General features: G+C 73.9%; 23 protein-coding genes. 13 read left to right on the forward strand and 10 right to left on the reverse strand.

Annotated elements, in window-relative coordinates:
- Nucleotides 1–195: 195 nt before the first annotated feature.
- The 5 genes from rsrA to AB0K25_RS06265 all read right to left on the reverse strand — a co-directional run bounded on the left by rsrA (nucleotide 196) and on the right by AB0K25_RS06265 (nucleotide 3,520).
- Nucleotides 196–483, reverse strand: a complete 288-nt coding sequence (gene rsrA / locus AB0K25_RS06245; RefSeq protein ID WP_067312082.1) for a mycothiol system anti-sigma-R factor — start codon at nucleotides 481–483, stop codon at nucleotides 196–198.
- Nucleotide 484: 1 nt separating this feature from the next.
- Nucleotides 485–1,309, reverse strand: a complete 825-nt coding sequence (locus AB0K25_RS06250) for a sigma-70 family RNA polymerase sigma factor (protein WP_219464530.1) — start codon at nucleotides 1,307–1,309, stop codon at nucleotides 485–487.
- A gap of 280 nt (nucleotides 1,310–1,589) precedes the next feature.
- A complete protein-coding gene (locus AB0K25_RS06255) occupies nucleotides 1,590–2,201 on the reverse strand; it encodes an alpha/beta family hydrolase (protein ID WP_219464532.1) in 612 nt (203 codons plus the stop codon).
- 27 nt (nucleotides 2,202–2,228) lie between these two features.
- Nucleotides 2,229–2,621, reverse strand: a complete 393-nt coding sequence (locus AB0K25_RS06260; protein ID WP_208568120.1) for a WhiB family transcriptional regulator — start codon at nucleotides 2,619–2,621, stop codon at nucleotides 2,229–2,231.
- A 200-nt stretch (nucleotides 2,622–2,821) separates the two neighbouring features.
- A complete protein-coding gene (locus AB0K25_RS06265) occupies nucleotides 2,822–3,520 on the reverse strand; it encodes an SOS response-associated peptidase (protein WP_219464533.1) in 699 nt (232 codons plus the stop codon).
- Nucleotides 3,521–3,622: 102 nt separating this feature from the next.
- Between AB0K25_RS06265 and aroA the strand changes: the two genes are divergently transcribed.
- Nucleotides 3,623–4,924, forward strand: a complete 1,302-nt coding sequence (gene aroA, locus AB0K25_RS06270) for a 3-phosphoshikimate 1-carboxyvinyltransferase (protein ID WP_363818868.1) — start codon at nucleotides 3,623–3,625, stop codon at nucleotides 4,922–4,924.
- Nucleotides 4,925–5,128: 204 nt separating this feature from the next.
- A complete protein-coding gene (gene rsgA / locus AB0K25_RS06275; RefSeq protein WP_255597727.1) occupies nucleotides 5,129–6,022 on the forward strand; it encodes a ribosome small subunit-dependent GTPase A in 894 nt (297 codons plus the stop codon).
- A 1-nt stretch (nucleotide 6,023) separates the two neighbouring features.
- Here rsgA and AB0K25_RS06280 read toward each other — a convergent pair whose 3' ends face one another.
- Nucleotides 6,024–6,680, reverse strand: a complete 657-nt coding sequence (locus AB0K25_RS06280; RefSeq protein ID WP_363818871.1) for a TetR/AcrR family transcriptional regulator — start codon at nucleotides 6,678–6,680, stop codon at nucleotides 6,024–6,026.
- A 59-nt stretch (nucleotides 6,681–6,739) separates the two neighbouring features.
- On the opposite strand from AB0K25_RS06280, the gene AB0K25_RS06285 reads away from it, so the two are divergent.
- The 4 genes from AB0K25_RS06285 to AB0K25_RS06300 all read left to right on the forward strand — a co-directional run bounded on the left by AB0K25_RS06285 (nucleotide 6,740) and on the right by AB0K25_RS06300 (nucleotide 10,335).
- Nucleotides 6,740–7,570, forward strand: coding sequence for an SDR family NAD(P)-dependent oxidoreductase (locus tag AB0K25_RS06285; protein WP_219464536.1), 831 nt, complete (start codon nucleotides 6,740–6,742; stop codon nucleotides 7,568–7,570).
- A 340-nt stretch (nucleotides 7,571–7,910) separates the two neighbouring features.
- Nucleotides 7,911–8,234, forward strand: a complete 324-nt coding sequence (locus AB0K25_RS06290) for a nuclear transport factor 2 family protein (protein ID WP_219464537.1) — start codon at nucleotides 7,911–7,913, stop codon at nucleotides 8,232–8,234.
- Nucleotides 8,235–8,602: 368 nt separating this feature from the next.
- Nucleotides 8,603–9,421 carry a histidinol-phosphatase gene (gene hisN / locus AB0K25_RS06295; protein ID WP_363818875.1) on the forward strand — a complete coding sequence of 273 codons (819 nt, stop codon included), beginning with the start codon at nucleotides 8,603–8,605 and terminating at the stop codon, nucleotides 9,419–9,421.
- Nucleotides 9,422–9,480: 59 nt separating this feature from the next.
- Nucleotides 9,481–10,335, forward strand: coding sequence for a hypothetical protein (locus AB0K25_RS06300; protein WP_255598612.1), 855 nt, complete (start codon nucleotides 9,481–9,483; stop codon nucleotides 10,333–10,335).
- A gap of 112 nt (nucleotides 10,336–10,447) precedes the next feature.
- Here AB0K25_RS06300 and AB0K25_RS06305 read toward each other — a convergent pair whose 3' ends face one another.
- Nucleotides 10,448–11,767 (reverse strand): glycosyltransferase, encoded by a 1,320-nt coding sequence (locus tag AB0K25_RS06305; protein ID WP_363818878.1) that lies wholly within the window; start codon nucleotides 11,765–11,767, stop codon nucleotides 10,448–10,450.
- 218 nt (nucleotides 11,768–11,985) lie between these two features.
- Here AB0K25_RS06305 and AB0K25_RS06310 point away from each other — a divergent pair, with 218 nt between their 5' ends.
- The 3 genes from AB0K25_RS06310 (at nucleotide 11,986) to AB0K25_RS06320 (ending at nucleotide 13,575) form a co-directional block, all read left to right on the forward strand.
- Nucleotides 11,986–12,141, forward strand: a complete 156-nt coding sequence (locus tag AB0K25_RS06310) for a hypothetical protein (RefSeq protein ID WP_219464542.1) — start codon at nucleotides 11,986–11,988, stop codon at nucleotides 12,139–12,141.
- An 80-nt stretch (nucleotides 12,142–12,221) separates the two neighbouring features.
- Complete coding sequence (locus AB0K25_RS06315; protein WP_308290906.1) at nucleotides 12,222–12,929, forward strand: ATP-binding protein; 708 nt, start codon at nucleotides 12,222–12,224, stop codon at nucleotides 12,927–12,929.
- A gap of 73 nt (nucleotides 12,930–13,002) precedes the next feature.
- Nucleotides 13,003–13,575 carry a DUF5709 domain-containing protein gene (locus AB0K25_RS06320; protein WP_208568109.1) on the forward strand — a complete coding sequence of 191 codons (573 nt, stop codon included), beginning with the start codon at nucleotides 13,003–13,005 and terminating at the stop codon, nucleotides 13,573–13,575.
- Nucleotides 13,576–13,672: 97 nt separating this feature from the next.
- Here the strand turns inward: AB0K25_RS06320 and AB0K25_RS06325 are convergent, their stop codons facing one another.
- Entirely contained in the window at nucleotides 13,673–14,344 is a 672-nt protein-coding gene (locus AB0K25_RS06325; RefSeq protein ID WP_208568108.1) for a response regulator transcription factor, read from the reverse strand.
- A complete protein-coding gene (locus AB0K25_RS06330) occupies nucleotides 14,341–15,471 on the reverse strand; it encodes a DUF5931 domain-containing protein (protein ID WP_219464544.1) in 1,131 nt (376 codons plus the stop codon). Before AB0K25_RS06330 ends, AB0K25_RS06325 begins: the two co-directional genes overlap by 4 nt.
- A gap of 121 nt (nucleotides 15,472–15,592) precedes the next feature.
- Here AB0K25_RS06330 and AB0K25_RS06335 point away from each other — a divergent pair, with 121 nt between their 5' ends.
- Nucleotides 15,593–16,027: an ATP-binding protein gene (locus AB0K25_RS06335; protein ID WP_219464545.1), complete on the forward strand. Its 435-nt coding sequence runs from the start codon at nucleotides 15,593–15,595 to the stop codon at nucleotides 16,025–16,027.
- A 78-nt stretch (nucleotides 16,028–16,105) separates the two neighbouring features.
- On the opposite strand, the gene AB0K25_RS06340 is transcribed toward AB0K25_RS06335, so the two are convergent.
- A complete protein-coding gene (locus tag AB0K25_RS06340) occupies nucleotides 16,106–17,044 on the reverse strand; it encodes a ribose-phosphate pyrophosphokinase (RefSeq protein ID WP_208568105.1) in 939 nt (312 codons plus the stop codon).
- Nucleotides 17,045–17,107: 63 nt separating this feature from the next.
- On the opposite strand from AB0K25_RS06340, the gene glpK reads away from it, so the two are divergent.
- The 3 genes from glpK (at nucleotide 17,108) to AB0K25_RS06355 (ending at nucleotide 21,842) form a co-directional block, all read left to right on the forward strand.
- Entirely contained in the window at nucleotides 17,108–18,592 is a 1,485-nt protein-coding gene (gene glpK, locus AB0K25_RS06345) for a glycerol kinase GlpK (RefSeq protein ID WP_219464546.1), read from the forward strand.
- A 70-nt stretch (nucleotides 18,593–18,662) separates the two neighbouring features.
- Nucleotides 18,663–20,075 carry a hypothetical protein gene (locus AB0K25_RS06350; protein WP_357535097.1) on the forward strand — a complete coding sequence of 471 codons (1,413 nt, stop codon included), beginning with the start codon at nucleotides 18,663–18,665 and terminating at the stop codon, nucleotides 20,073–20,075.
- 90 nt (nucleotides 20,076–20,165) lie between these two features.
- Nucleotides 20,166–21,842, forward strand: coding sequence for a right-handed parallel beta-helix repeat-containing protein (locus AB0K25_RS06355; RefSeq protein ID WP_219464548.1), 1,677 nt, complete (start codon nucleotides 20,166–20,168; stop codon nucleotides 21,840–21,842).
- Nucleotides 21,843–21,846: the final 4 nt, after the last annotated feature.

A 21,846-nucleotide genomic window follows, 5' to 3' on the forward strand; every position in this document is an offset into this window, starting at 1 on the left:
GCCGCCCCGCCGGACCCCCCCCGCCCCCCCCGGGCCGGCGGGCCCCGTACCCCCGGTGGCCCGGGTCGACGTCGACCCGGGCCACCGGTGTGCGTGCCGTCAGCCGGCCGGTGCGGGCCGGATTTCATTCGACGCCGGGTGGGGTGCGGGCACCGGCGCGTCGGGCGGCTGCGGGGTCACCCGGCCGCCGCAGGGTCACTCGGCGAGTTCGCGGGACTCGCTGGCCTCGAAGACCACCAGCTCGGTGAGGCGTACCCGCAGCCGCTCGCGCAGCTGGTCGGGGGCGGTCTCGTTGCCGCAGCAGCGGGCCACCAGCGCCCGTACCTCCTGCTCGATGCCGTACTCACGCAGGCAGGGCCCGCACTCGTCCAGGTGGTAGCGGATCAGCGAACGGCGTTCCTCGGCACACTCCAGGTCCAGGTAGAGGTAGACCTCGGCGAGCACTTCCCGGCAGTCCGTCTCGTGCGGCTTTCCGCAGCTCATGTCACACCTCCCGACTGGCAGTGGCGGTGGTGGTCGAGCCCTTCGCGGGCTGCGCGGCGCTGAAGCCACGCTCCGCGGCGTACCGCTCGAGCAGCTTGCGCAGATTGCGACGCCCGCGGTGCAACCGGGACATCACGGTGCCGATCGGCGTGCCCATGATGTCGGCGACCTCCTTGTACGAGAAGCCCTCGACATCGGTCAGATAGACCGCCAACCGGAACTCCTCCGGCAACTGCTGCAGGGCCTCCTTGACGTCGCTGTCGGGCAGCCGGTCCAACGCCTCGGTCTCGGCCGACCGCAACCCGCTGGAGGTGTGCGACTCGGCCTCGGCGAGCTGCCAGTCGGTGATCTCCTCGGTGGGCGCCTGGATGGGCTGGCGCTGCCGCTTGCGGTAGGAGTTGATGTAGGTGTTGGTCAGGATCCGGTAGAGCCAGGCCTTCAGGTTGGTGCCCTGCTCGAACTGGTGGAAGGCGGCGTACGCCTTCAGGTACGTCTCCTGGACCAGATCCTCGGCATCGGCCGGGTTGCGTGTCATCCGCAGCCCGGCGGCGTAGAGCTGATCGACGAAGGGCATCGCGTCCCGCTCGAAGCGGGCCTTACGCTCGTCCGTCTTCTCGGTGGTCAACCGCACATCCCCTCGCGTCGGATGCTGTCCCGCCGAGGATACGCGGCCGAACCGGCCCACAGCTTCGGTTCCGCCGGGTGTGCTGGTGCTCACCACCTCGTGACCGGTCCCCACCGCCGGCCAGTCCGGGCCGTCCAGCAGCTGTCTGAGCTGCCGTGCGCCCTGCTCGTCCCGCTCCCGGTTCCGTGTCTCGGTCGGCACCGGTCACCCCCCTCGCCAGATTCTTCGTCCGGGAGGCGTAACACCCGACCGCAGGCCGGGCATTCCGCCGGCCCCCGCTCCTGGTCCCGACCCACCGGTCGGCTACCGGCGGGCTGGGACCAGGAAGGGCCTGGGAGGGACGGTCCCGACCACCCGAACCGGAAGGTCGACACCATCGGATGCAACGACGGCTCCGGCGGGGCGGAAACGGGTGGTCACCGCGTCGGTCCGCGCCGGGGCGACCGGTCGACGCGGCGCGGGACGACCCGGTCCGGGCGGATCAGCGGGCCCAGCCGTGTGCGCGCAGCCAGGTGAGCACCACCCCGGCCGTGCCGGTCGGATCCCGGCGCAGGTCGTGACGTTCGCCACCGCGTACCACCACCTCGACCGGGCCGGCGGCGGTGGGCGTCCCGAACGGGTCCCGGTCGCCGTTGACCACCAGCGTCGGCAGCCCGGTGACCAGTTCGTCGGCCCGGGAGCGCTCCGGCCGCCCCGGCGGGTGCAGCGGAAAGGCCAACGCGACCACCCCGGCCGCACCCACCGCGCGGGCCGTCCGACAGGCCACCCGGGCACCGCTGGACCGCCCACCGACCAGCAGGGGCAGCTCGGGATGCCGGTGGCGCAGCGCGGCCAGCACCGCCGTCCACGCCTCGTCCAGGTGCCCGGCCGGGGCCGGGGCCCGGCGACCGGCCACCCGGTAGGGCTGGGTCACCCGGGCCACCACCACCCCGGCGTCGCGGGCGGCGTCGCGCAGGGCGAGCAGGTCCGGCGCGTCCACCGCACCACCGGCGCCGTGGCCGAGCACGAGCAGCGACGTCGGCGCGGCGGCCGGCAGGTCGGTGTCGACCCGGGCCGGGCCCCGGGGGGTGTCGAGTTGCGTGGGGTGCGGCACCCGGCCATTCTGCGCCGCCCCGACGGGTCAGCTCAGCGGAACCAGGGTGAGCAGCCGGTCCCGCACCGGTGGGCCGGCGTCGTCGGCCGCGGCGGGATCGGATCCGACCTCGCCACGCCAGGCGACCAGCATGGCCCGGCGCTCACGTGGGGTGGTGCCACCCCACACCCCGTGGGTGTCGCCCACCTCCAACGCCCAGGCCAGGCAGGATCCCTGGACGTCACAGCTGCGGCAGAGCGCCACCGCCGAGTCGGCTGGTTCGTTGGGTGCCGGAAAGAACGTCTCCGGATCCACACTCTGACAGGTTCCTCTGGTCCGCCAGGCATCGTCGGAACGGCGGTCCCGCAACGCGCGCAGCAGTCGCGGATCCCGTCGTGCGGCGGCCACCTCGTGCGGTCGGGGCATACGCGCCCGGGTCATCACACCCACCTCCCCCGTGGGACCGGCAAGATCGACGGGCGTCGTTCACACTGCGCGAAGACGCTCCCAGTGCCAGCGCTGTGTTCTATCGCACTGTTGGCTACGGGGACAAGGGGTCTGCCGGAAAGATGGCTAAAGGTCCGAGCGACGTTTCGCCCGGAACTCTGGCAATTCGTACGCGACAATGTCGCCAATCGCGTTCAGAACAGCGCAGTCTCCCCGTGGGAGCGTTCCCGGTCCACCGGCACCCGGGCGGTCAACTCCGGGCCGTTGTTGCGCACGTTGCCCACCGCCGTCCCGACCGGACGGATCTCCAACCCGGCGAGCCACCCCGCCGGCGGCGGGACCAGCAGCGCCGCCGGATCGTCGGCCGGGGCGAGCCAGTCCGTCCACCGGTCCGACGGCAACAACAGCGGCATCCGGTCGTGCACCTCGGCCAACTCGCCCACCGCCGCCGTGGTCAGCACGCTGAACGTGAGCGACTCCTCCCAGCGGGACCAGATGCCGGCCAACGCCAGCACCGAGCCGTCCCGCGGGGTCATGAAGTAGGGCTGCTTCGCGCCACCGGACCCGCGTACCCACTCGTACCAGCCGTCGGCCGGGACCAGGCAGCGCCGACGGGCGAACGGCACGGCGTACGCCCGGCTGGTGGCGACCGTCTCGGCCCGGGCGTTGATCATGCGGGCCGCGCCGGAGGCCGACTTCGCCCAGTGCGGCACCAGGCCCCAGCGGCCGACCGACAACACCCGCCCCTGCTCGGTGTCGACCCGGACCACCGGCACCGAATCGGTCGGCGCGACGTTGTGGTCCGGCCCGAGCCGACCCTCGGTGTCGTCGTACGACTCGAAGACGGCGCTCAGGTCCCCGGCACTGCGGGTCGTCGCATACCTGCCGCACATGCCGCATACGCTAACGCCCCGCCCCGTCGTGGGTTGTCCCGCCAACCGGGAGTCAGCCGGACGGTCGGCTCGAAATCGTCGCCGGGTTGGCAGAATGTGACCGTGGGAAACCTGACCGCCACCCGTCCGCAACAACCCTGGGCCGCGCCGACCGCCAGTGACCCGGTCACCGCGACGCTGCGCCTACCCGGCTCCAAGTCGATGACCGCCCGCGCCCTGGTGCTCAGCGCGCTGGCCGGCGGCCCGTCAACGCTGCACGGGCCGCTACGGGCCCGCGACACCGAACTCATGGCGGGCGGGCTGCGCGCGATGGGCGCGCACGTCTCCGTCTCCGACGACGACCGCTGGCTGGTCCGGCCGCACCGGCTCGTCGGCCCGGCCCACGTCGACGTCGGCCTCGCCGGCACGGTGATGCGGTTCGTCCCACCGGTCGCCGGCCTCACCGAAGGGCAAGTCACCTTCGACGGCGACCCGCAGGCCCGGGTCCGGCCGCTCGGCCCGCTGATCGGCGCGCTGCGCTCCCTCGGCGTCCGGATCGACGCGCCCGAGACCGGCAGCCTCCCCCTGGTGGTGCAGGGCACCGGTGGGGTCGCCGGTGGCGAGGTGGTGATCGACGCCTCCGCCTCCAGCCAGCTCGTCTCCGGCCTGCTGCTCGCCGGGGCCCGCTTCGACCGGGGCGTGGTGGTCCGGCACCAGGGCCCACCGGTGCCGTCCGCGCCGCACCTGCGGATGACGGTGCAGATGCTGCGGGCCGCCGGAGCAGCCGTCGACGACAGCGTCCCCGACGTCTGGGTGGTCGAGCCGGGGCCGCTCGCCGGCCGGAGCTGGGAGATCGAGCCCGACCTCTCCGGCGCGGTCCCCTTCTTCGCCGCCGCCCTGGTCACCGGCGGTGAGGTCACGTTGCAGGGGTGGCCGCACAACAGCGTCCAGCCGGTCGAGCAGCTCCGCTCGCTGCTGCACCGGATGGGCGGCGAGGTCACCCTGACCACCGCCGGGCTGACCGTCCGCGGCACCGGCACCGTGCACGGGCTGACCGCCGACCTGTCCGACGTCAGCGAGCTGACCCCGGCCCTGACCGCACTGGCCATGCTGGCCGACTCGCCGTCGACCTTCACCGGCATCGGGCACATCCGGGGGCACGAGACCGACCGGCTCGCCGCCCTGGCCCGGGAGTTCACCGGGCTCGGCGCCGACCTGACCGAAACCGCCGACGGGCTGGAGATCCGACCCCGGCCGCTGCACGGGGGAGCCTTCCGCACCTACGCCGACCACCGGATGGCGCACGCCGCCGCGGTGGCCGGGCTCGCCGTCGCAGGCATCGAGGTCGACGACGTGGCATGCACCTCCAAGACCATGCCGGAATTCCCGGCACTATGGTCGGCGATGGTGACCGGCAAGGGCTGACGACGGAGGGGGCAGGTCCTGACGACCAAACGACGGGAGTACGACGAGGACGACGTACGGGTCCGGCCCGGCCGGTCCTCACGTCCCCGTACCCGCACCCGCCCCCGACACGACGACGCGGTCGACGGGTTCGTCATCGCCGTCGACCGGGGCCGGTACACCTGCGTACTCCCCGACGCCCCCGACGGTGCCGCGATAACCGCCATGCGGGCCCGCGAACTGGGCCGCAAGTCGGTGGTGGTCGGTGACCGGGTGAGCCTGGTCGGCGACGTCTCCGGCACCGACGGGGCGCTGGCCCGGATCGTCCGGATCACCGAACGGCGCTCGGTGCTGCGGCGCACCGCCGACGACGACGAGAACACCGCCGAGGGGCGGCTGGAACGGGTGGTGGTCGCCAACGCCGACCAGCTGGTGATCGTCAGCGCGCTGGCCGACCCGCCACCCCGGACCGGCTTCATCGACCGGTGCCTCGTCGCCGCATACGACGCCGGCATCGAGCCGCTGCTCTGCCTGACCAAAGCCGACCTGGCCGGCCCCGAACAGGTGGTCGGCTACTACACCGAGCTGGAACTGCCGTACGTGCTGGTCCGGCCCGACTCCGACCTCGACGCACTGCGCGCCCTGCTCGCCGGCCGGGTGTCGGTGCTGGTGGGGCACTCCGGGGTGGGCAAGTCGACGCTGGTCAACCGGCTGGTGCCGGAGGCGCTGCGGGCGGTCGGCGTGGTCAGCGCGATCGGCCGGGGCCGGCACACCTCCACCAGCGCGGTGGCGCTGCGGCTGCCCCGGACCCCCGGCGGCGACGGGGACCCGGGCTGGATCGTGGACACCCCCGGCATCCGCAGCTTCGGGCTGGCCCACGTCTCGGCCGAGAGCCTGCTGCACGGCTTCCCCGACCTGGTCGAGGGAACGGTGGACTGCCCGCCCAACTGCCCGCACACCCCGGACGAGGCGGACTGCGCCCTGGACGCCTGGGTCACCGCCGGCAAGGCCGACCAGCGCCGACTGGCCTCGTACCGTCGCCTGCTGGCCTCCCGGGCCGGCGAGGGCGACCCCCGCGAGGTGGAGCGCAACCCCGGCGATCCCCTGGCCGGCTCCTGACCTAGCGGGCCAAGCGGTCCAGCAGCTCGCCGAGCAGCGCCCGTTCGCCAGGGGTGAGGTCGCCCGGGTCGTCGCCGACCAGTGCGCGCAACGTCAGTGCGGCGCTCGCCCGGGTGGCGGGGGCATCGGCGGAGGGGGTGTGCAGGACCCCGGCCAGCGCGGCCTCGCGGACGCGTTCGGACAGCCCGAAGTCCGGCTCCGGCTGGCTGATCAAGGTGAGCGTGACGCCGACGTTGGCGGCGAGCACCTGTTCGGCGGCGTCGGCCGCCGGCACCTTGAGCATGCCCTGGGCGGCGGCGCCGGTGAGCCGCTCGCGCAGCGCGGCGTGCGCGGGAGCGGTGACGGCGCAGGGCCTTCCCGGTTCGGCCCGGCCGTAGAGCAGCCCGTAGAACGACGGGTGCTCCAGCCCGAACCGTACGTGGCGGTCCCAGCCCTCCCGCAGGTCGCCCAGCGGGTCGCCGGAACTCTCGACCGCCGTGTACTGGGTGAAGCCGTGGTTGACCACGGCGTCGATCAGGCCCTGCTTGCTGCCGAAGTGGTGGTAGAGCGTCGGGGCCTGCACCCCGGCGCGTTCGCACACCGCCCTCGTGGACACCGTGCCGCTGCTCTCCAGCAACTCCGCCGCGGCGAGCAGGAGTCGATCCCGCGCGTTCTGCATGGTTGCTACAGTAGCGCATGTAGCGCTACATTGGCCCCTGTAGCGAAAGGAGAAGTCCCATGAGAACGTGGTTCATCACCGGTGGAACGCCAGGAGGGTTCGGCCTGTTCTATGCCGAGGCCGCACTGAAGCAGGGCGACCAGGTGGCGGTGACCTCCCGTCGCCCCTCCGAACTGCGAGAATGGGCCGAACCGTACGGTGCCCGGGTGCTCGTACTCCCGCTCGACGTCACCGATGCCGAGCAGGTGCGGGCGGCGGTCCGCACGGCGGAGGAGCGGTTCGGCGGGATCGACGTGCTGGTCAACAACGCGGGCCGCGGCTGGTTCGGCTCGGTCGAGGGCGCCCCCGACAAGACGATCCGCCGCACGTTCGACCTCAACCTGTTCGCCGTGGTCGAGGTGATCCGCGCGGTCCTGCCCGGCATGCGGGCACGCGGCGACGGCTGGATCGTGAACATGTCGTCGGTGGCGGGCCTCGTCAGCGCACCAGGATTCGGCTACTACTCCGCGGCGAAGTTCGCCCTCGAAGGACTGTCGGAGACGCTGCGCCACGAAGTCGAACAGTTCGGGGTACGCGTGCTCCTCGTAGAACCTGGAGCATTCCGCACCAACGCCTTCGCCGGCTTCCAGGACGAACCCGTCAACGAGACCGTCGACGCCTACGTGCCGCTGGTCGAGGGCGTCAAGGCGGCATTCGTGGACCACAACGGCAGGCAGGAGGGCGACCCCGAGCGCGGCGTCCAGGCCGTGATCGGCGCGCTGGCCGCGCCCGTCCCGCCGCACCGGATCGTGCTCGGCAACTCCGGCTACGACGCCGTCGTCGCGATGCACGAGAACGCCCTCACGGAACTACGCTCGAACGAGAAGCTCTCGCGCTCGGCGGACTTCTGAGCCTGCCGACTGAGACCGCGTCGGAGCCTGCCGACAGGAACCGCGTCGGAGGAGCCTGCCGGCAGGAGCCGCGCGGCGCCTGCCGACAGGGCCGCGTCGGCAACCGTCGGAAGTCGGCCGTGCCGCGAACGCGCGGAGCCGCGCCGGGGCGGACCGGGTCACCACACACCACCGAACCGACGGGGCCCTCGCCGACCGTCATCCCGCACCTGAACTGATCACCATGCCGCACGGCCCGTGGCGGGACGGCACCCGCAGCATCACCGTGCCGCCGAGCCGCCACAGGAACACGCCCGGACGCACCCGCGCCCCGGCAACCCGAGAAGACCGGAGAGCAGAGATGGACACCGTCACCCTTCCCCAGGCCGTCGAGAACTTCGTCGCCGCCACCAACGCCCACGACCCGAACGCGCTGGCCGCGGTCTTCGCCGACGGGGCCACCGTGCACGACGACGGGACGGCCTACACCGGCGAGTCCGCGATCCGCGAGTGGATCCAGGTGCACCTGATCAACCCGAAGATCGTGATCACGCCGACCTCGTTCGTCGACGACCGGCTGGTGGCCTCCGGGGACGGGGAGTTCCCCGGCGGGCCCCTGTCCTTCGCGTTCGTGTTCGGCATCAAGGACGACCAGGTCACCGACCTCGCGATCACCCCCGTCTGACCCCTCCCCGACCACAGCCACCCCACCCCTCCCAGCCCTCTCACCGCCCCCTCCCCCGCCCCCGGCCTCGCCGCCGGCCTCGCCGCCGGCCTCGCCGCCGGCCTCGCCGCCTCACCGCCCACCCACCCCGCCCCGGCCCCGCCGCCCGGCACTCCTCTCCCGCCCCGCCTCACCGTCTCGCCTCGGCCCAGCCCCCTCTCCCGCCCCGGTGATCAAGAGGTTTGCGTCAGGTGATCAAGAGGTTTACGTCATCCCGGAGCCCTCCCATGACGCAAACCTCTTGATCACGCGCGCGGGAAGTGGGTGGGAGCGGGAGGGGAGGTGGGAGGGGCGGGGGCGGGGGCGGGGGCGGGGGTTAGGGTTTTGGGGTGACGGGGCATGTGGGGGATGTTGATCTTGCTCATCGGCTTGCGGATGCTGCCGATGCCATCTCGATGAGCCGGTTCCGGGCGCTGGATCTGCGGGTGACGGCGAAGCCGGACCTGACTCCCGTCTCCGACGCGGACACCTCGGTCGAGCGGGAGATCCGGGCGCTGCTGGCCGACCAGCGGCCGGACGACGGACTGCTCGGCGAGGAGTACGGCGCACAGCCGGCCACCGGCCCGCACGACCGACGGTGGGTGATCGACCCGATCGACGGCACCAAGAACTTCGTCCGGGGTGTGCCGGTGTGGGCCACCCTGATCGCCCTGCTGGAGGGGGACCGGCCGGTGGTCGGGCTGGTCTCCGCCCCGGCGCTGGGCCGACGCTGGTGGGGCGCCCCCGGCCTGGGCGCGTACGCCGGACCGGACGCCGCCTCCGGCGAGCCGATCCGGGTCTCCGGGGTCCGCGACCTCGCCGACGCCAGCGTCTGCTACTCGTCGCTGACGGGGTGGGAGGCCGCCGACCGGCTGGACGCGGTGCTCCAGTTGATGCGCGACACCTGGCGCAGCCGCGCCTACGGCGACTTCTACGGCTACATGTTGCTGGCCGAGGGGGCACTGGACGTGATGGTGGAGCCGGAATTGTCGCTCTGGGACATTGCCGCGCTGGTGCCGATCGTGACCGCCGCCGGGGGCACCATCACCACCCTGGACGGCACTCCCGCCCCTGGTGGGAGCGTGTCCGGTGAGATCAGCGCGATCGCCACCAACGGTCCGCTGCACGCCGACGTCCTCTCCCGGCTGGGTCGGCCGACCGAGCGCTGAGGCCACCAGCCCTCTATTCTCGCCTGGTGGTGTCCTCCGGCTGGTGCTTCCTCGCGGCGATGATCGTCGCGTACGGCTTCGCCAACATGCTCCAGTCGGTGGCCGCCGCCCGGACGACCGTGCACCACACCTTCGACCCGGGGCTGCTGCTGCGGCTGGCCGGGCACCGGACGTACCTGATCGGGTTGCTCTGCCAGGTGACCGGCTTCGTGCTGGCCTTCCTGGCCCGCCGGGACCTGCCGTTGTTCCTGGTCCAGGCGAGCGTGGCGGCGGGGCTGGGGGTGACCGCCCTGCTGGGGGTGGTGGTGCTCAAGTGGCGGCTGCCCGCCGCCGAGGTGGCGCTGCTGGTGCTGCTCTTCGCCGGGATCACCGCGCTGGTGCTCTCCGCCCAGCCGGCCCCCTCCAAAGGGCTCGGCACCGCCGGCCTGGTCGCCCTGGCGGTGGCGCTCGGCGGGATCGGGCTGCTCGGCTTCTTCGCGGTACGCCTGCACGGGGCGCCCGGTTCGGTGGCGCTCGGTTCCCTGGCCGGGCTGGCGTTCTCCGCCGCCGCGGTGGCCGCCCGCCCGTTGGCCTCCGCCCCGTCGGCCGAGGCGTTCGTCCGTGACCCGCTGCTCTACCTGTTGATCGCCCACTCGCTGGTGGGTCAACTGCTGCTCGGGCTGGCGATGCAGCGGGGCTCCACGACGGCCGCCGTAGCCGCGATGGACGCCGCCGGTGCGGTGCCCGCCGCGATCGTCGGTCTGCTGCTGCTCAACGACAAGATCTGGCCGGGCCGGGAGTGGCTGGCCGCCGTCGGCTTCCTGATCACCCTCGCCTCGGTGATCGGGCTCACCCGGTACGCCGCACCGCAGCACCACCACACGGTGACCCGCCCCCGGGAACGCGCCATGGTCGGCGCGGTCCCCCGCGTCTGAGCGGACGGCCCGGAAACCACGACCGCCCGAAAGCCACAACCGCCTGGAAACCACGACCGCCCGGAAACCAGGACCGCCCCGAAGTCACGACCGTCCGGATCTCCCGGCCCGGTCAGACGCCGACCGGGCCGGCGGTCGCGCCCTTGACCGGGGCGTCCGTGTCGGCCTCGGCCACCGTCGCGGCACCCTCTTCGACCAACGGGTCGACGCCGCCCCCGACCGGCACCACGTCGGGCACCTCGACCGGCGTACGCCGGCCCACCACCCGCTCGTAGAGCCGCTCCAGCGCGCCGGCCGTCCGTTCCCAGGTGTAGCTGCACCGCACCCGGTCCACCGCGGCGTGCCCGTACGCGAACCGGCCCGGGTTGTCGGCGAGCAGGCGGCGCAGCGTCATGCCCAGCGTGCGGACGTCGCCGGGGGGCACCAGCCGGCCGGTGACCTCGTCGACCACCGCGTCGGCGATCCCGCCCACGGCGTAGCCGACCACCGGCACCCCGCAGGCCATCGCCTCCAGCGACACCCGCCCCGCACAGGAGTAGTGCGGGGTGCAGGCCACCACGTCGGCGGAGCGGTACCAGGTCGCCAACTGGTCGTGCGGCACCGCGCCGACCAGCGTGACCTGGTCGGCGACCCCGGTGCGCTCGGCCAGTTCCCGCAGCCGACGGGCCTCCGCGTGGGTGGCCAACTGGTCGGCCGGCGGCCCTCCGGCGATCACCAGCTCCGCGTCGCCGACCAGCCGCATCGCCCGGATCAGGTCGTCCTGCCCGTGCCCGGGGGAGAGTCCGCCGACGGAGAGGATCCGGGCCCGCTGCTCGCGGGGGGCGGCCTCGCCGTCGGGGTGGAACCGCTCGACGTCCACGCCGGTCGGCACCATCGCCACCGAGGTCCGTTGCAGCCCCATCCGGGTCAGCTCGTCGACCTCGGCGTTGCACTGGGCCACGGCGACGTCCACCGCCCGGGTGAGGGCCCGCTCCAGGGGGATCCGCTCATCCGGGCCGTCGTACTGGTGGCCGAGGTGACGGCGTTGTTCGACGCCGAGCGAATGGAAGGTCTGCACCACCGGGATGTCCGTTTCGCGGACGGCGTGCGCGGCGGCCAGGCCACCGATCCAGTAGTGCCCGTGCACCACCTCGGGCGCCCACTCCCCGGCCCAGTGCTCGGCCAGCCAGCGGCCCAACTCGGGGACGTACGGGACCAGGTCGGCGGTGGCGGTGGGCTGCGCCGGGCCGACGGGCACCCGTTGCACCCGGTAGCCGTCGACCTCGACGCTCGCCGGCAGGGCGGGATCGTCGCGGCGCTCGTACACCCGGACGTCGTGGCCGCGTGCGGCCAGTTCGCCGGCGACCCGGGCGACGTGCTCGTGGGTACCGACGGGTGGTTCTGCCGCGGACCGGGACGGCCCGGCGTGCGCGCAGACGAGGCCGACGCGCATGGTGCACCTCCATGCGATCTGCGAGGGTGGTCTCCGGTCAGAGCGTCCCATTAACCGGGGTCCCACGAGCCGAAACCTCGCAGATCGGAAGCGGTCAGCGGCTGGTGGCGGCGGCGGTGGGCGGCGCCGCCACCCGTCGGGCCGCCCGCCGGGTGGCGCCGCACGATCAGTCGGCGTCCCCCGGCATGACCCGGCCGCCCCGGGGGTACCGACCAGAGATGCCGCTGACCCGCATCCCCGTCGAGGCCACCACGCTGGTCCCCGACGCTCCGGGCGGGATCGACGCCAGCCCGGCGTACCCCGTCCCCCGACACGGCGTCGCCGTGGGCACGCCGGGCGTCGCCGCCCGGCCCGACCGGGCGGGACGACGATGAGCCGCTCCGACCTGCCGCCGACCCGTCGCCCGGGGGCCGGTCCCCCCGGGACGGCCCCTCCACCAGCGGTGGGGTGCCGGGTGGCCGTCGACGACTCGTCGGCGGTGGTGTGGCTCAGCGGGGTGCTCGAACCGGCCGACCACGACCGGGTCCGCGACGCCCTGCTCGCCCGGCTCGGTGACCGGCCCGGCCCGATCGTGGTCGACGTGTCGGGGCTGCGGTCCGCCGGGCCCACCGTCGACCGCCTGCTGGCTGAGGTACGACGGACGGTGCGCGACTGGCCGGCGGCCGACCTGCTGGTGGTCGACCCCGCCGGGACGGTCAGCGGGGAGCTGGCGGTCCACGCCACCCGCGACGGGGCGACGGCCGCGTTGGCCCGTACGCCGATGGCGGCGGTGCTGACCGAGGAACTGGCCCCGGCGGTCGGTGCGGCCCGGCGGGCCCGGGAACTGGTGACCGACGGCTGCGCCCGGTGGGGCGTGCCGGAGCTGGCCGAACCGGCCTGCATCGCGGTCACCGAGCTGGTCAACAACGTGGTGGCGCACGCGGCGACCCCGATGACGCTGCGGTTGGCCCCGGAGGGCGGCACCCTGCACGTGGCCGTCCGGGACCACTCCCGGCAGCAGCCGAGGTATGCGGGGTTGGCCCCGCTCACCTCGGCCGGCGGCCGGGGCCTGCTGCTCATCGACACGGTGGCCCGCCGCTGGGGCAGCACCCTGCTCCCGGATGGCAAGGTGATCTGGTGCGTGTTGCACACCGAGGACGAGTCATCCTGGCATCACGACTGATTTCTGCATTTTCGTCCCGATCCGGGGAGCGGGACCCGGTTACCCGGCCCCCGCCAGTGGGTAGTGCTCAGCCATGCGCGACGACGAGTTCCCGACCCCCGTGTCCGACCCCGAGGCGCTCGGCCTGCCCGACACCGCCGACGACGACTCGACCGCCAACGACGACGTGCTGACCGGCCGGGAGGCCGACGGCCCGGACCCGGCCCAGCTGCCCGGCGACCGGACCCCGGTCGCGGTCGACCACTTCGGCACCACCGCCGACGAGCAGCTCGACGGCGAGTCGTTGGACTACAAGCTCGCCCGCGAGCAGTACGAACGGCGGGCCGACGATCCGCTCGCCGGCCCGGTCGACCCGGACATCGCCGCCGAGGCGGAGAACGAGGAGGCCGCCGCGCAGGCCCAACTCGACGCCGACGTGCTGAACCCGGGCCCCACCTCGGACCCGAACTCCCCGGTCTCGCTCTATGACCACGGTCAGCTCGGCACGGTCGCCGACGCCCAGGTGGGCCGCCTGGTCGAACCGGACGAGGGTGCCCGCACCGACCAGGAGACCGACAGCATCGCGTACGACGCGGGTGCGGCCGGCGGCGGCGCGAGCGCCGAAGAGCTGGCCATCCACGAGACCCGGCCGCCCGAGGCGCACTGACCCCGGCCGTCCCGGCCCCGCACTGCCCAGTCGCCCAGCCCAGCACTGCCCCGGCCGTTCAGGCCCCGCACTGCCCAGTCGCCCAGGACCGCACTGCTCAGTCGTCCAGGCCCCGCTCGATCGCGTAGCGGGTCAGCTCCACCCGGTTGTGCAGTTGGAGCTTGCCCAGCGTGTTCTGCACGTGGTTCTGCACGGTGCGGTGCGACAACCCGAGCCGCCCGGCGATCTGCTTGTAGGACAGCCCCTTCGCCACCAGCCGCAGCACCTCGGTCTCCCGTTCGGTGAGCCGGGGTGCCGCGTCGTGTCCGCCGTCGGCCGAACCGCCGGCCGACGGCGGGTCGGCGGCGAGCCGCCGGTACTCACCCAGCACCAGGCCGGCCAGGCCGGGGGTGAAGACCGGCTCACCGGCTGCCGTGCGGCGCACCGCGTCCAGGAACTCCGCCGGGCCCGCCGACTTCAGCAGGTAACCGGTGGCCCCGGCCTTCACCGCGTCCAGGACGCCCTGCTGCTCGCCGCTGGCCGACAGCATCAGCACCCGCACCCGGGGCAGCGCGGCGCGCAGCCCCTGGATCACCTCCACCCCGGAGATGTCCGGCAACTGGAGGTCGAGCACCACCAGGTCGGGTCGGGCGGCGGCGGCCACCCGGACCGCCTGGCGGCCCTCGCCGCTGGTCGCCACCACCAGGTGGCCGGCCTCGGTGAGGTCCCGGGCCACCCCCTCCCGCCACATCGGGTGGTCGTCGACCACCATCACCCGGGTCCCGGTCATCGGTTCCTCCTCGGCACCATCAGTTCGAGTTCGGTGCCCTCCCCCGGCGTCGAGACGATCCGCGTCTCGCCCCCGAGATCGGCTATCCGACCACGGATGGCCTGGGCCACCCCCAGCCGCCCCTGCCTGGCCGCCTCGGCCAGCCGCCCCTGCGGGATGCCCGGACCGGCGTCGCGGACCGACACGGTCACCGTCTCCCCCTCGTCCTCGACCAGCACCCAGGCCCGCCCGTCGGCGTGCCGCCGCACGTTGTCCAGCGCCGCCGCCGTCGCGGCGGCCACCTCCAGGGCCACCGGGGCGGGCAGCGGCACCGGGGTGGCCGGGGCGGAGACCTGCACCGCCGCCGAGGCGTACCCGGCCAGCAGGGAGCGCAGGTCCACCTCGCCCACCGGGTCGGCGGGGGAGGTCGGCGGCGCACCGGAGATCAACGCGCGCAGCGCCACCTCCTGCTGACCGGCGAGCCGGGCCAGCTCACCGGCCTCCCCGTCGAGGTGTGCCCCGCGCCGCTGGACCAACGCCAGCACCTGGAGCACCGAGTCGTGGATGTCGCGGGCCAGCCGCTCCCGTTCCCGGGTCGCCGCCTCCAGCTCCACCGCCCGCTGCAACCGCTGCTCGGCGGTCACCGCCAACCGGGCCACGTGCCCCACCACCACCCCGGCGAGCAGCAGCAGGATCACCCCGGTCAGCGAGGACGGGCCGACCCGGCCCCGGGTGGCCAGGTCCGTGCCGCCGACCAGCAGGGCGGCCACCGTGCCGCGCCGCCGTCCGCCGGACACCGCCCAGGCCAGCACCGGCCCGGCCAGCCAGGCCACGGCCAGGGCCGGCACCCCCGCCGCCAGCGCCGGACGGCCCACCACCCACGGCGTGACGGCCAGGATCGACAGGACCACACCGAGGTCGGCCAGGAGCAGCGGCCAGCCCCGGTTGGCCGGCCGGGCGTAGCCGACCGCGGTCACCCCGGACCAGGCCAGCATCACCAGGAGTACGCCACCGGCGGCGACCGGGTGGGCGTACCGGTCGGCGTCGCGCAGGACCAGCAGCCCGACGTACGCCAGCGAGGCGAAGCGGAAGACCGCGACGGAGCGCCAGAGCGGGACCTCGAAACCACCCGGCGGGGACGACGGCATGGGCGTCACCATGCCACAGCCACCCCGGTGACCCGCCGGGCCGGCCGGTGCGGCACGGACAACCCTGACGTACGGTAGAAACAGCGCGAAAGACTCCGAGATCGCTGCCGGGACAGGGCCCATGACGAACGCAGAACTTCCCACACCGCGTACGGTGGTGCCCATCGAATCTTCCCTTCTCATCGCCGAGGCGTTCGACCAGGCGCAGGTGACCGAGCTGAGACACTCGGTCAGCTCCTGCGCGCACGCCGCCGGGCTGTCCGGCCAACGCCTCGACGACTTCGTGCTGGCGGTCAACGAGCTGATCACCAATGCCGTCCGCCACGGCGGCGGTCAGGGCTGGCTGCGGCTCTGGCGACGCCCCGGCGAGCTGGTCTGCGAGGTCGCCGACCACGGCAACGGCATGAGCGAGCAGCAGCTCGACGACCGCAGCCGGCCGGCCCCGGACACCGCCGGCGGCTGGGGGCTGTGGCTGGCCCGGGAGCTCAGCGACGCGATGGAGGTCGAGAGCGGCGCGGCCGGCACCACGGTCCGGATCAGCGCCGCCGCCAACTGACACCACCGGGCGGCCCTCCGCCGGGGGCCGAGCTGGGCCGGCGCGCAGAGCCGCACCCGGGGCCGGCCGCCGGGCCGGTCAGCCGAACAGGGCGCTGACCGACTCGCCGTTGTGGATCCGCCGCATCGCCTCGGCCAGCGCCGGGGCCACCGAGAGCACCGTCAACTCCGGCACCCGCTTCTCCGGCGGGATCGGCACCGTGTTGGTGCAGACGATCTCGCGCACCCCCTCGGTGGCGCTGAGCCGCTCCAACGCGCCGCTGGAGAACAGGCCGTGGGTGCAGGCCAGCCGGATCGACCGGACGTTGCGCTCCCGCAGGTGGGCGATCAGCTCGATCACCGTGCTGCCCTTGGCGATCTCGTCGTCCAGCACGATCACGTCCCGGTCGGTCACCTCACCGATCACCGTGCTGATGGTGACCCGGTCGTCGCTGAACCGCTGCTTGGCCCCCGCCGCGACGGGGGTGCCGAGCATCCGGGCGAACGCCGCAGCCTCCTTCGCGTTACCCAGGTCCGGCGAGACCACCACCGTGTTGCCCAGGTCGTCCCCCCGGAAGTGGGCGGCCAGCTCCCGCAGGGCGTGCAGGTGGTCGACCGGGACGCTGAAGAAGCCGTGCACCTGCGGCGAGTGCAGGGTCATCGCCAGCACCCGCTGGGCGCCGGCCGAGGTGAGCAGGTCGGCCACCAGCCGGGCCCCGATCGAGATGCGCGGGGCGTCCTTCTTGTCCGACCGGGCGTACGCGTAGTGCGGCAGCACCACGGTGATCCGCCCGGCCGACGCCCCCCGGGCCGCGTCGATCATGAGCAGCAGCTCGACCAGGTTCTCCTGGACGGGCGGCACCAGGGGCTGGATCAGGAAGACGTCCCGCTCCCGGCAGTTCGCCTGCAACTGCACCTCAAGGCAGTCGTTGGCGAACCGGGACACCCGCACCGGGTGCAGCGGCACCCCCAGGTGGGCACAGATCTCGGCGGCGAGGTCGGGATGGGCGGTTCCACTGAACACGGCGATGTCGCGCACGTCTGGAGATCGTACGGAGCCACCGTGGTTCTCCGGAGCGCACCCGGCCGGTACGGTGCCGAAATGACCGGAGAGTACGTCGCCGCCATCGACCAGGGCACCACCTCGTCGCGCTGCATCGTCTTCGACCGGGCCGGTGGGATCGTCGCCGTCGCCCAACGCGAGCACCGGCAGATCTTCCCCCGGCCCGGCTGGGTGGAGCACGACGCCGAGGAGATCTGGGCCAACGTCGAACAGGTGGTCCGTGACGCGCTGGCCGCCGCCGGTACCGGCCCGGACGGGTTGGCCGCCGTCGGCATCACCAACCAACGGGAGACCACCGTCGTCTGGGACCGGGCGACCGGCCGGCCGGTCGCCAACGCCATCGTCTGGCAGGACACCCGCACCGGCCCGCTGCTGCGCGACCTGGCCGGGTCGTACGGCGAGGAGAAGCTGCGGGCCCGGACCGGCCTCACCCTGGCCACCTACTTCGCCGGCCCGAAGCTGCGCTGGCTGCTGGACAACGTCGACGGGCTGCGCGGGCGTGCCGAGCGGGGCGAGGTGCTCTTCGGCACCATGGACAGCTGGTTGATCTGGAAGCTGACCGGCCGGCACGTCACCGACGTGACCAACGCCAGCCGGACCATGCTGATGGACCTGGAGACCCTCGACTGGGACCCGGAGCTGCTCGACGCGCTGGGCGTACCGGCCGGGATGCTGCCGCAGATCCGCAGCTCGGCGGAGGTCTACGGGACGGCCCACGGGGTGCTCGCCGGGGTGTCGGTGGCCAGTGCGCTCGGCGACCAGCAGGCCGCCCTGTTCGGGCAGACCTGTTTCCAGCCCGGCGAGGCGAAGTGCACCTACGGCACCGGCAGTTTCCTGCTGCTCAACACCGGGGCCAGCCCGGTGCCGTCCACCCACGGCCTGCTGACCACGGTGGCCTACCGGATCGACGGCCAGCCGGCCGCGTACGCCCTGGAGGGGGCGATCGCGGTGACCGGTTCGCTGGTGCAGTGGTTGCGGGACAACCTCGGGTTGATCTCGTCGGCGGCCGAGATCGAGGAGTTGGCCGCCAGCGTGGACGACAACGGCGGCTGTTACGTGGTCCCCGCCTTCTCCGGGTTGTTCGCGCCGCACTGGCGTCCCGACGCCCGGGGGGTGATCGCCGGGCTGACCGGTTACATCACCAAGGGGCACCTGGCCCGGGCGGCGCTGGAGGCGTCGGCCTGGCAGACCCGCGAGGTGGTCGACGCGATGAACGCCGACTCCGACGTGGCGTTGCGCCGGTTGCGGGTGGACGGTGGGATGACCGCCAACGGGCTGCTGATGCAGTTCCTCGCCGACGTGCTGGCGGTGCCGGTGGTCCGCTCCCGGATCACCGAGACCACCTGCCTCGGCGCGGCGTACGCGGCCGGCCTGGCGGTCGGCTACTGGCCGGATCTGGCCACCCTGCGCGCCCAGTGGCGTTCCGACGCGCAGTGGGAGTCCCGGATGGACCCGGCGGACCGGCAGCGCGAACTGGGCCGGTGGCGCAAGGCGGTCGCCCGCACGCTCGACTGGGTCGACTGACCCCACGGCGACCCGCCGGTCGATCGGTTCCCGACGCCCCGACCGATACGATCGGTCGGGGGGATGCCACATGCAGACAGTCGGTCCGTACGCGCTGCACCGCAAGCTCAGTTCGTGCGAGCTGGGCGAGGTGTGGGCCGCGCGGGACACCGCCGAGCGGCCGTTCACCGTGGCCGTGCTCGCGCCGGCCGCCGCCGAGGGCGGCTGGCGGGAGGCGTTCGCCGCCGCGGCCAACACGCTCGCCCGGTCCGACGGCCTGCCGATCACCGGGGCCAACCACACCGGACCGGTCCCCTGGGTGGCCTGCGCCGCCGAGCAGGGCGCGGGGGCCGCGCACGTCTTCCTCGCCCTCGGCCAGCGCCTCGTCCCGGCCGGGGAGCCCCCGACCGGGGTCGGGCCGCAGCGGCTCGGCCCGCCCGGTGCGACCGCCCCGGTGAGCCCGGCGGCCGGCGCGGCACCGGTGACCGGCCCGCCGGCCGGGCGTGCCGACGGTGGCGCGACCGGTTCCCCGGTGGACGGGTCACGCCCGGCGACGGCTGTGGCCACCTCCGCCGGGCCGGTCACCGACGGCACCGCGACCCCGGCCGGCGTACCCCGGTCGTCGGGGCCGACCTCGCCCGCCGCCCGGCCGGCCCCGCAACCGCCGGCCCCGCCCCGGACGACGCCGCAGCAGGGGGTGCCGGCCGGGCAGCGGGCAGCCCCGGTGCCCTACCCGCAGCCACCGGTCGCGCCCCGACCCGCGCCGGCCGGGTACCCGGGGGCCTACCCGTCGGGCGCGGCCCGTGGCCGGGGGCGTACCGGCTGGTGGTTGGCGCTGGTGGCGCTGGTCGCGGTGGGCGCGACGGCGATCGGCGCGGCCGGCGGGTTCGGCGTCGCGAGGTGGTCCGCCGACGACCCGACGACCGTCGCCGCCACGGCGGCACCGACCCCGAGCGTCGACCTGGGGCTACCGGGCACACCGCCGCGTCAGCCGGGCGTGGAACCCCCGGTCGGCGGCGGTTGGCCGACCGGGGCGCCGACCTTCGCCGCCACCGACCCGACCCGGGAGATCACCGGCCTGGCCGGGGTCGACTTCAGCTTCCGGGTGCCCACCGGGTGGAGCTGCACCGAGGCCGGCCGCACCAGCGGTTCGGCGCACTACCGGTGCGGCGTCCCGGCCGCCGACGGGTCGATCATCGGTGGCGACCTGGTCGTCCGGCAGTGCCCCCGGCTCTGCACCGACGAGCGCCGCACCGCGCTGCGCCGGCAGGAGGAGGCATGGGGGTTGCAGTGGGTACGCAGTGGCGAGTTCACCACCTGGGCCGAGACCGCCCGGGTGGACGGCGCGTCCCGCTACGGCCTGGTCTACCTCTCCTACTGGCGCAGCGTGCCGGAGGACGCGATCGACAGGCAGCTGGTGCTGCGGATGACCGCCCCCCTGGACCGTGCGGACGAGGTACGCAAGGTGGCCGCCTCGGTGCGCGAGGCCACCTTCACCATCTGACGCGGGGGCGAGACCACCCCCACTCGACCGGTACCCTTCGACCGGACGTCGACGACGAACCGGTCCGTCCTTCCACGACCGAGCGGGACCATGGTGCGCATGCTGACTGTCTCCCCTGACCGACCCGGTGCCTGTCCGACCATCACGGACGCGCTGGAGATCGCGCCGGACGACGCGGTCGTCTCGATCGAGCCCGGCGTCTACCCCGAGGCGCTCCGGTTGACCGGCCGACGGGTCCGCCTGGTGGCCGCCGGTGAGGCCGGTTCGGTCACCGTGGACGGTCGGGCCACCGGTCGACCGACGGTGGCCTGCGACGGTGGTGAGGTGCTGTTGCAGGGGCTGATCATCCAGGCCGCCGACCACCCGGCCGTGGACGCCGTCGGCGGTCGGCTCCGGATGGAGAAGTGCCAGGCCAGCGCGGGCTACGCCGCAGCCGTGTCGGTCCGCGACGGGGCCCGGATCGAGGCCGTGGAGGTGACCGTCACCGGTGGACAGCACGGGCTGGTCGTCTCCGACGCGGGCGGCACGGTCGAGCAGTGCGAGATCCGGGACGTCACCGACGACGGGATCATCGTGCGGCTCGGTGCCGACCCGACCATCCGCAACTGCACCGTCGGCAACGCCGGCTTCCGGGGTGTGTACGTCTACCAGGCGGCCCGACCCACCATCGAGCGTTGTGACGTCTCCGGCACCGGCGACGCCGGGATCGTGGTGGCGTTGCAGAGCAGCCCCACCATCGTGGACTGCTGGGTGCACGACACCCGGGGTGTCGGCATCGACGTCGGCCGGGGCTGCGGTGGGACGATCGAGGGCAGCCACACCGAGCGGACCGCCGCTCCGGGCGTCCGGCTCGCCGAGGGGTCGACCACCGTGTTCCGGGCGGCCGAGGCGAGCGGGCGACCGTTGGCCGGGGTGAGCGCGGGCGGCGGCCCGGTCGGGCAGGACGAGCACAAGGTCGAGGAGCTGCTCGCCGAGCTGGACTCGATGATCGGCCTGGCCGGGGTGAAGGCCGAGGTGCGCTCGCTGATCGACGAGATCCAGGTCAACGAGTGGCGGCGCAACGCCGGCCTGCCGGTGGGCGCGGTGAGCCACCACCTGATCTTCACGGGCGCCCCGGGCACCGGCAAGACGACAGTGGCCCGGGTCTACGGGCGGCTGCTCAAGGCGCTCGGGGTGCTGCCCAACGGCCAGTTCCGCGAGGTGTCCCGGCGGGACCTGGTCGGCCAGTACATCGGGCACACCGCCGAGAAGACCTCGTCGGTGTTCACCGAGGCGCTGGGCGGGGTGCTGTTCATCGACGAGGCGTACACCCTGTCCCGGGCCGGTGGTGCCGGCGGCGACTTCGGCCAGGAGGCCATCGACACCCTGGTCAAGCTGATGGAGGACCACCGCGAGCAGGTGGCGGTGATCGTCGCCGGTTACACCACCGAGATGGCCGCCTTCCTGGACGCCAACTCCGGGCTGGCCTCCCGGTTCGCCAAGACGTTGGAGTTCGAGAACTACAGCCCGGTCCAGTTGGTCGACATCGTCGGGCGGATCGCCCGCAACGACGAGTACCTGCTCGCCGACGGGCTGGCCGACGGCCTGCTGGAGTGGTTCGGCCAGATCGAACGGGACCAGAACTTCGGCAACGCCCGGGAGGCCCGCAAGCTGCTGGAGGGGATGCGCAAGGCGCAGTCCGGGCGGCTGCGTGCGCTGGGCCGGATGCCGAGCCGGGACGACCTGCGCACCCTCGTCCTGGACGACCTGCTCGCCGCCACCCGGTGACCGG

It is taken from the genome of Micromonospora sp. NPDC049257, from assembly GCF_040678915.1.
Taxonomy (GTDB): domain Bacteria; phylum Actinomycetota; class Actinomycetes; order Mycobacteriales; family Micromonosporaceae; genus Micromonospora; species Micromonospora antibiotica.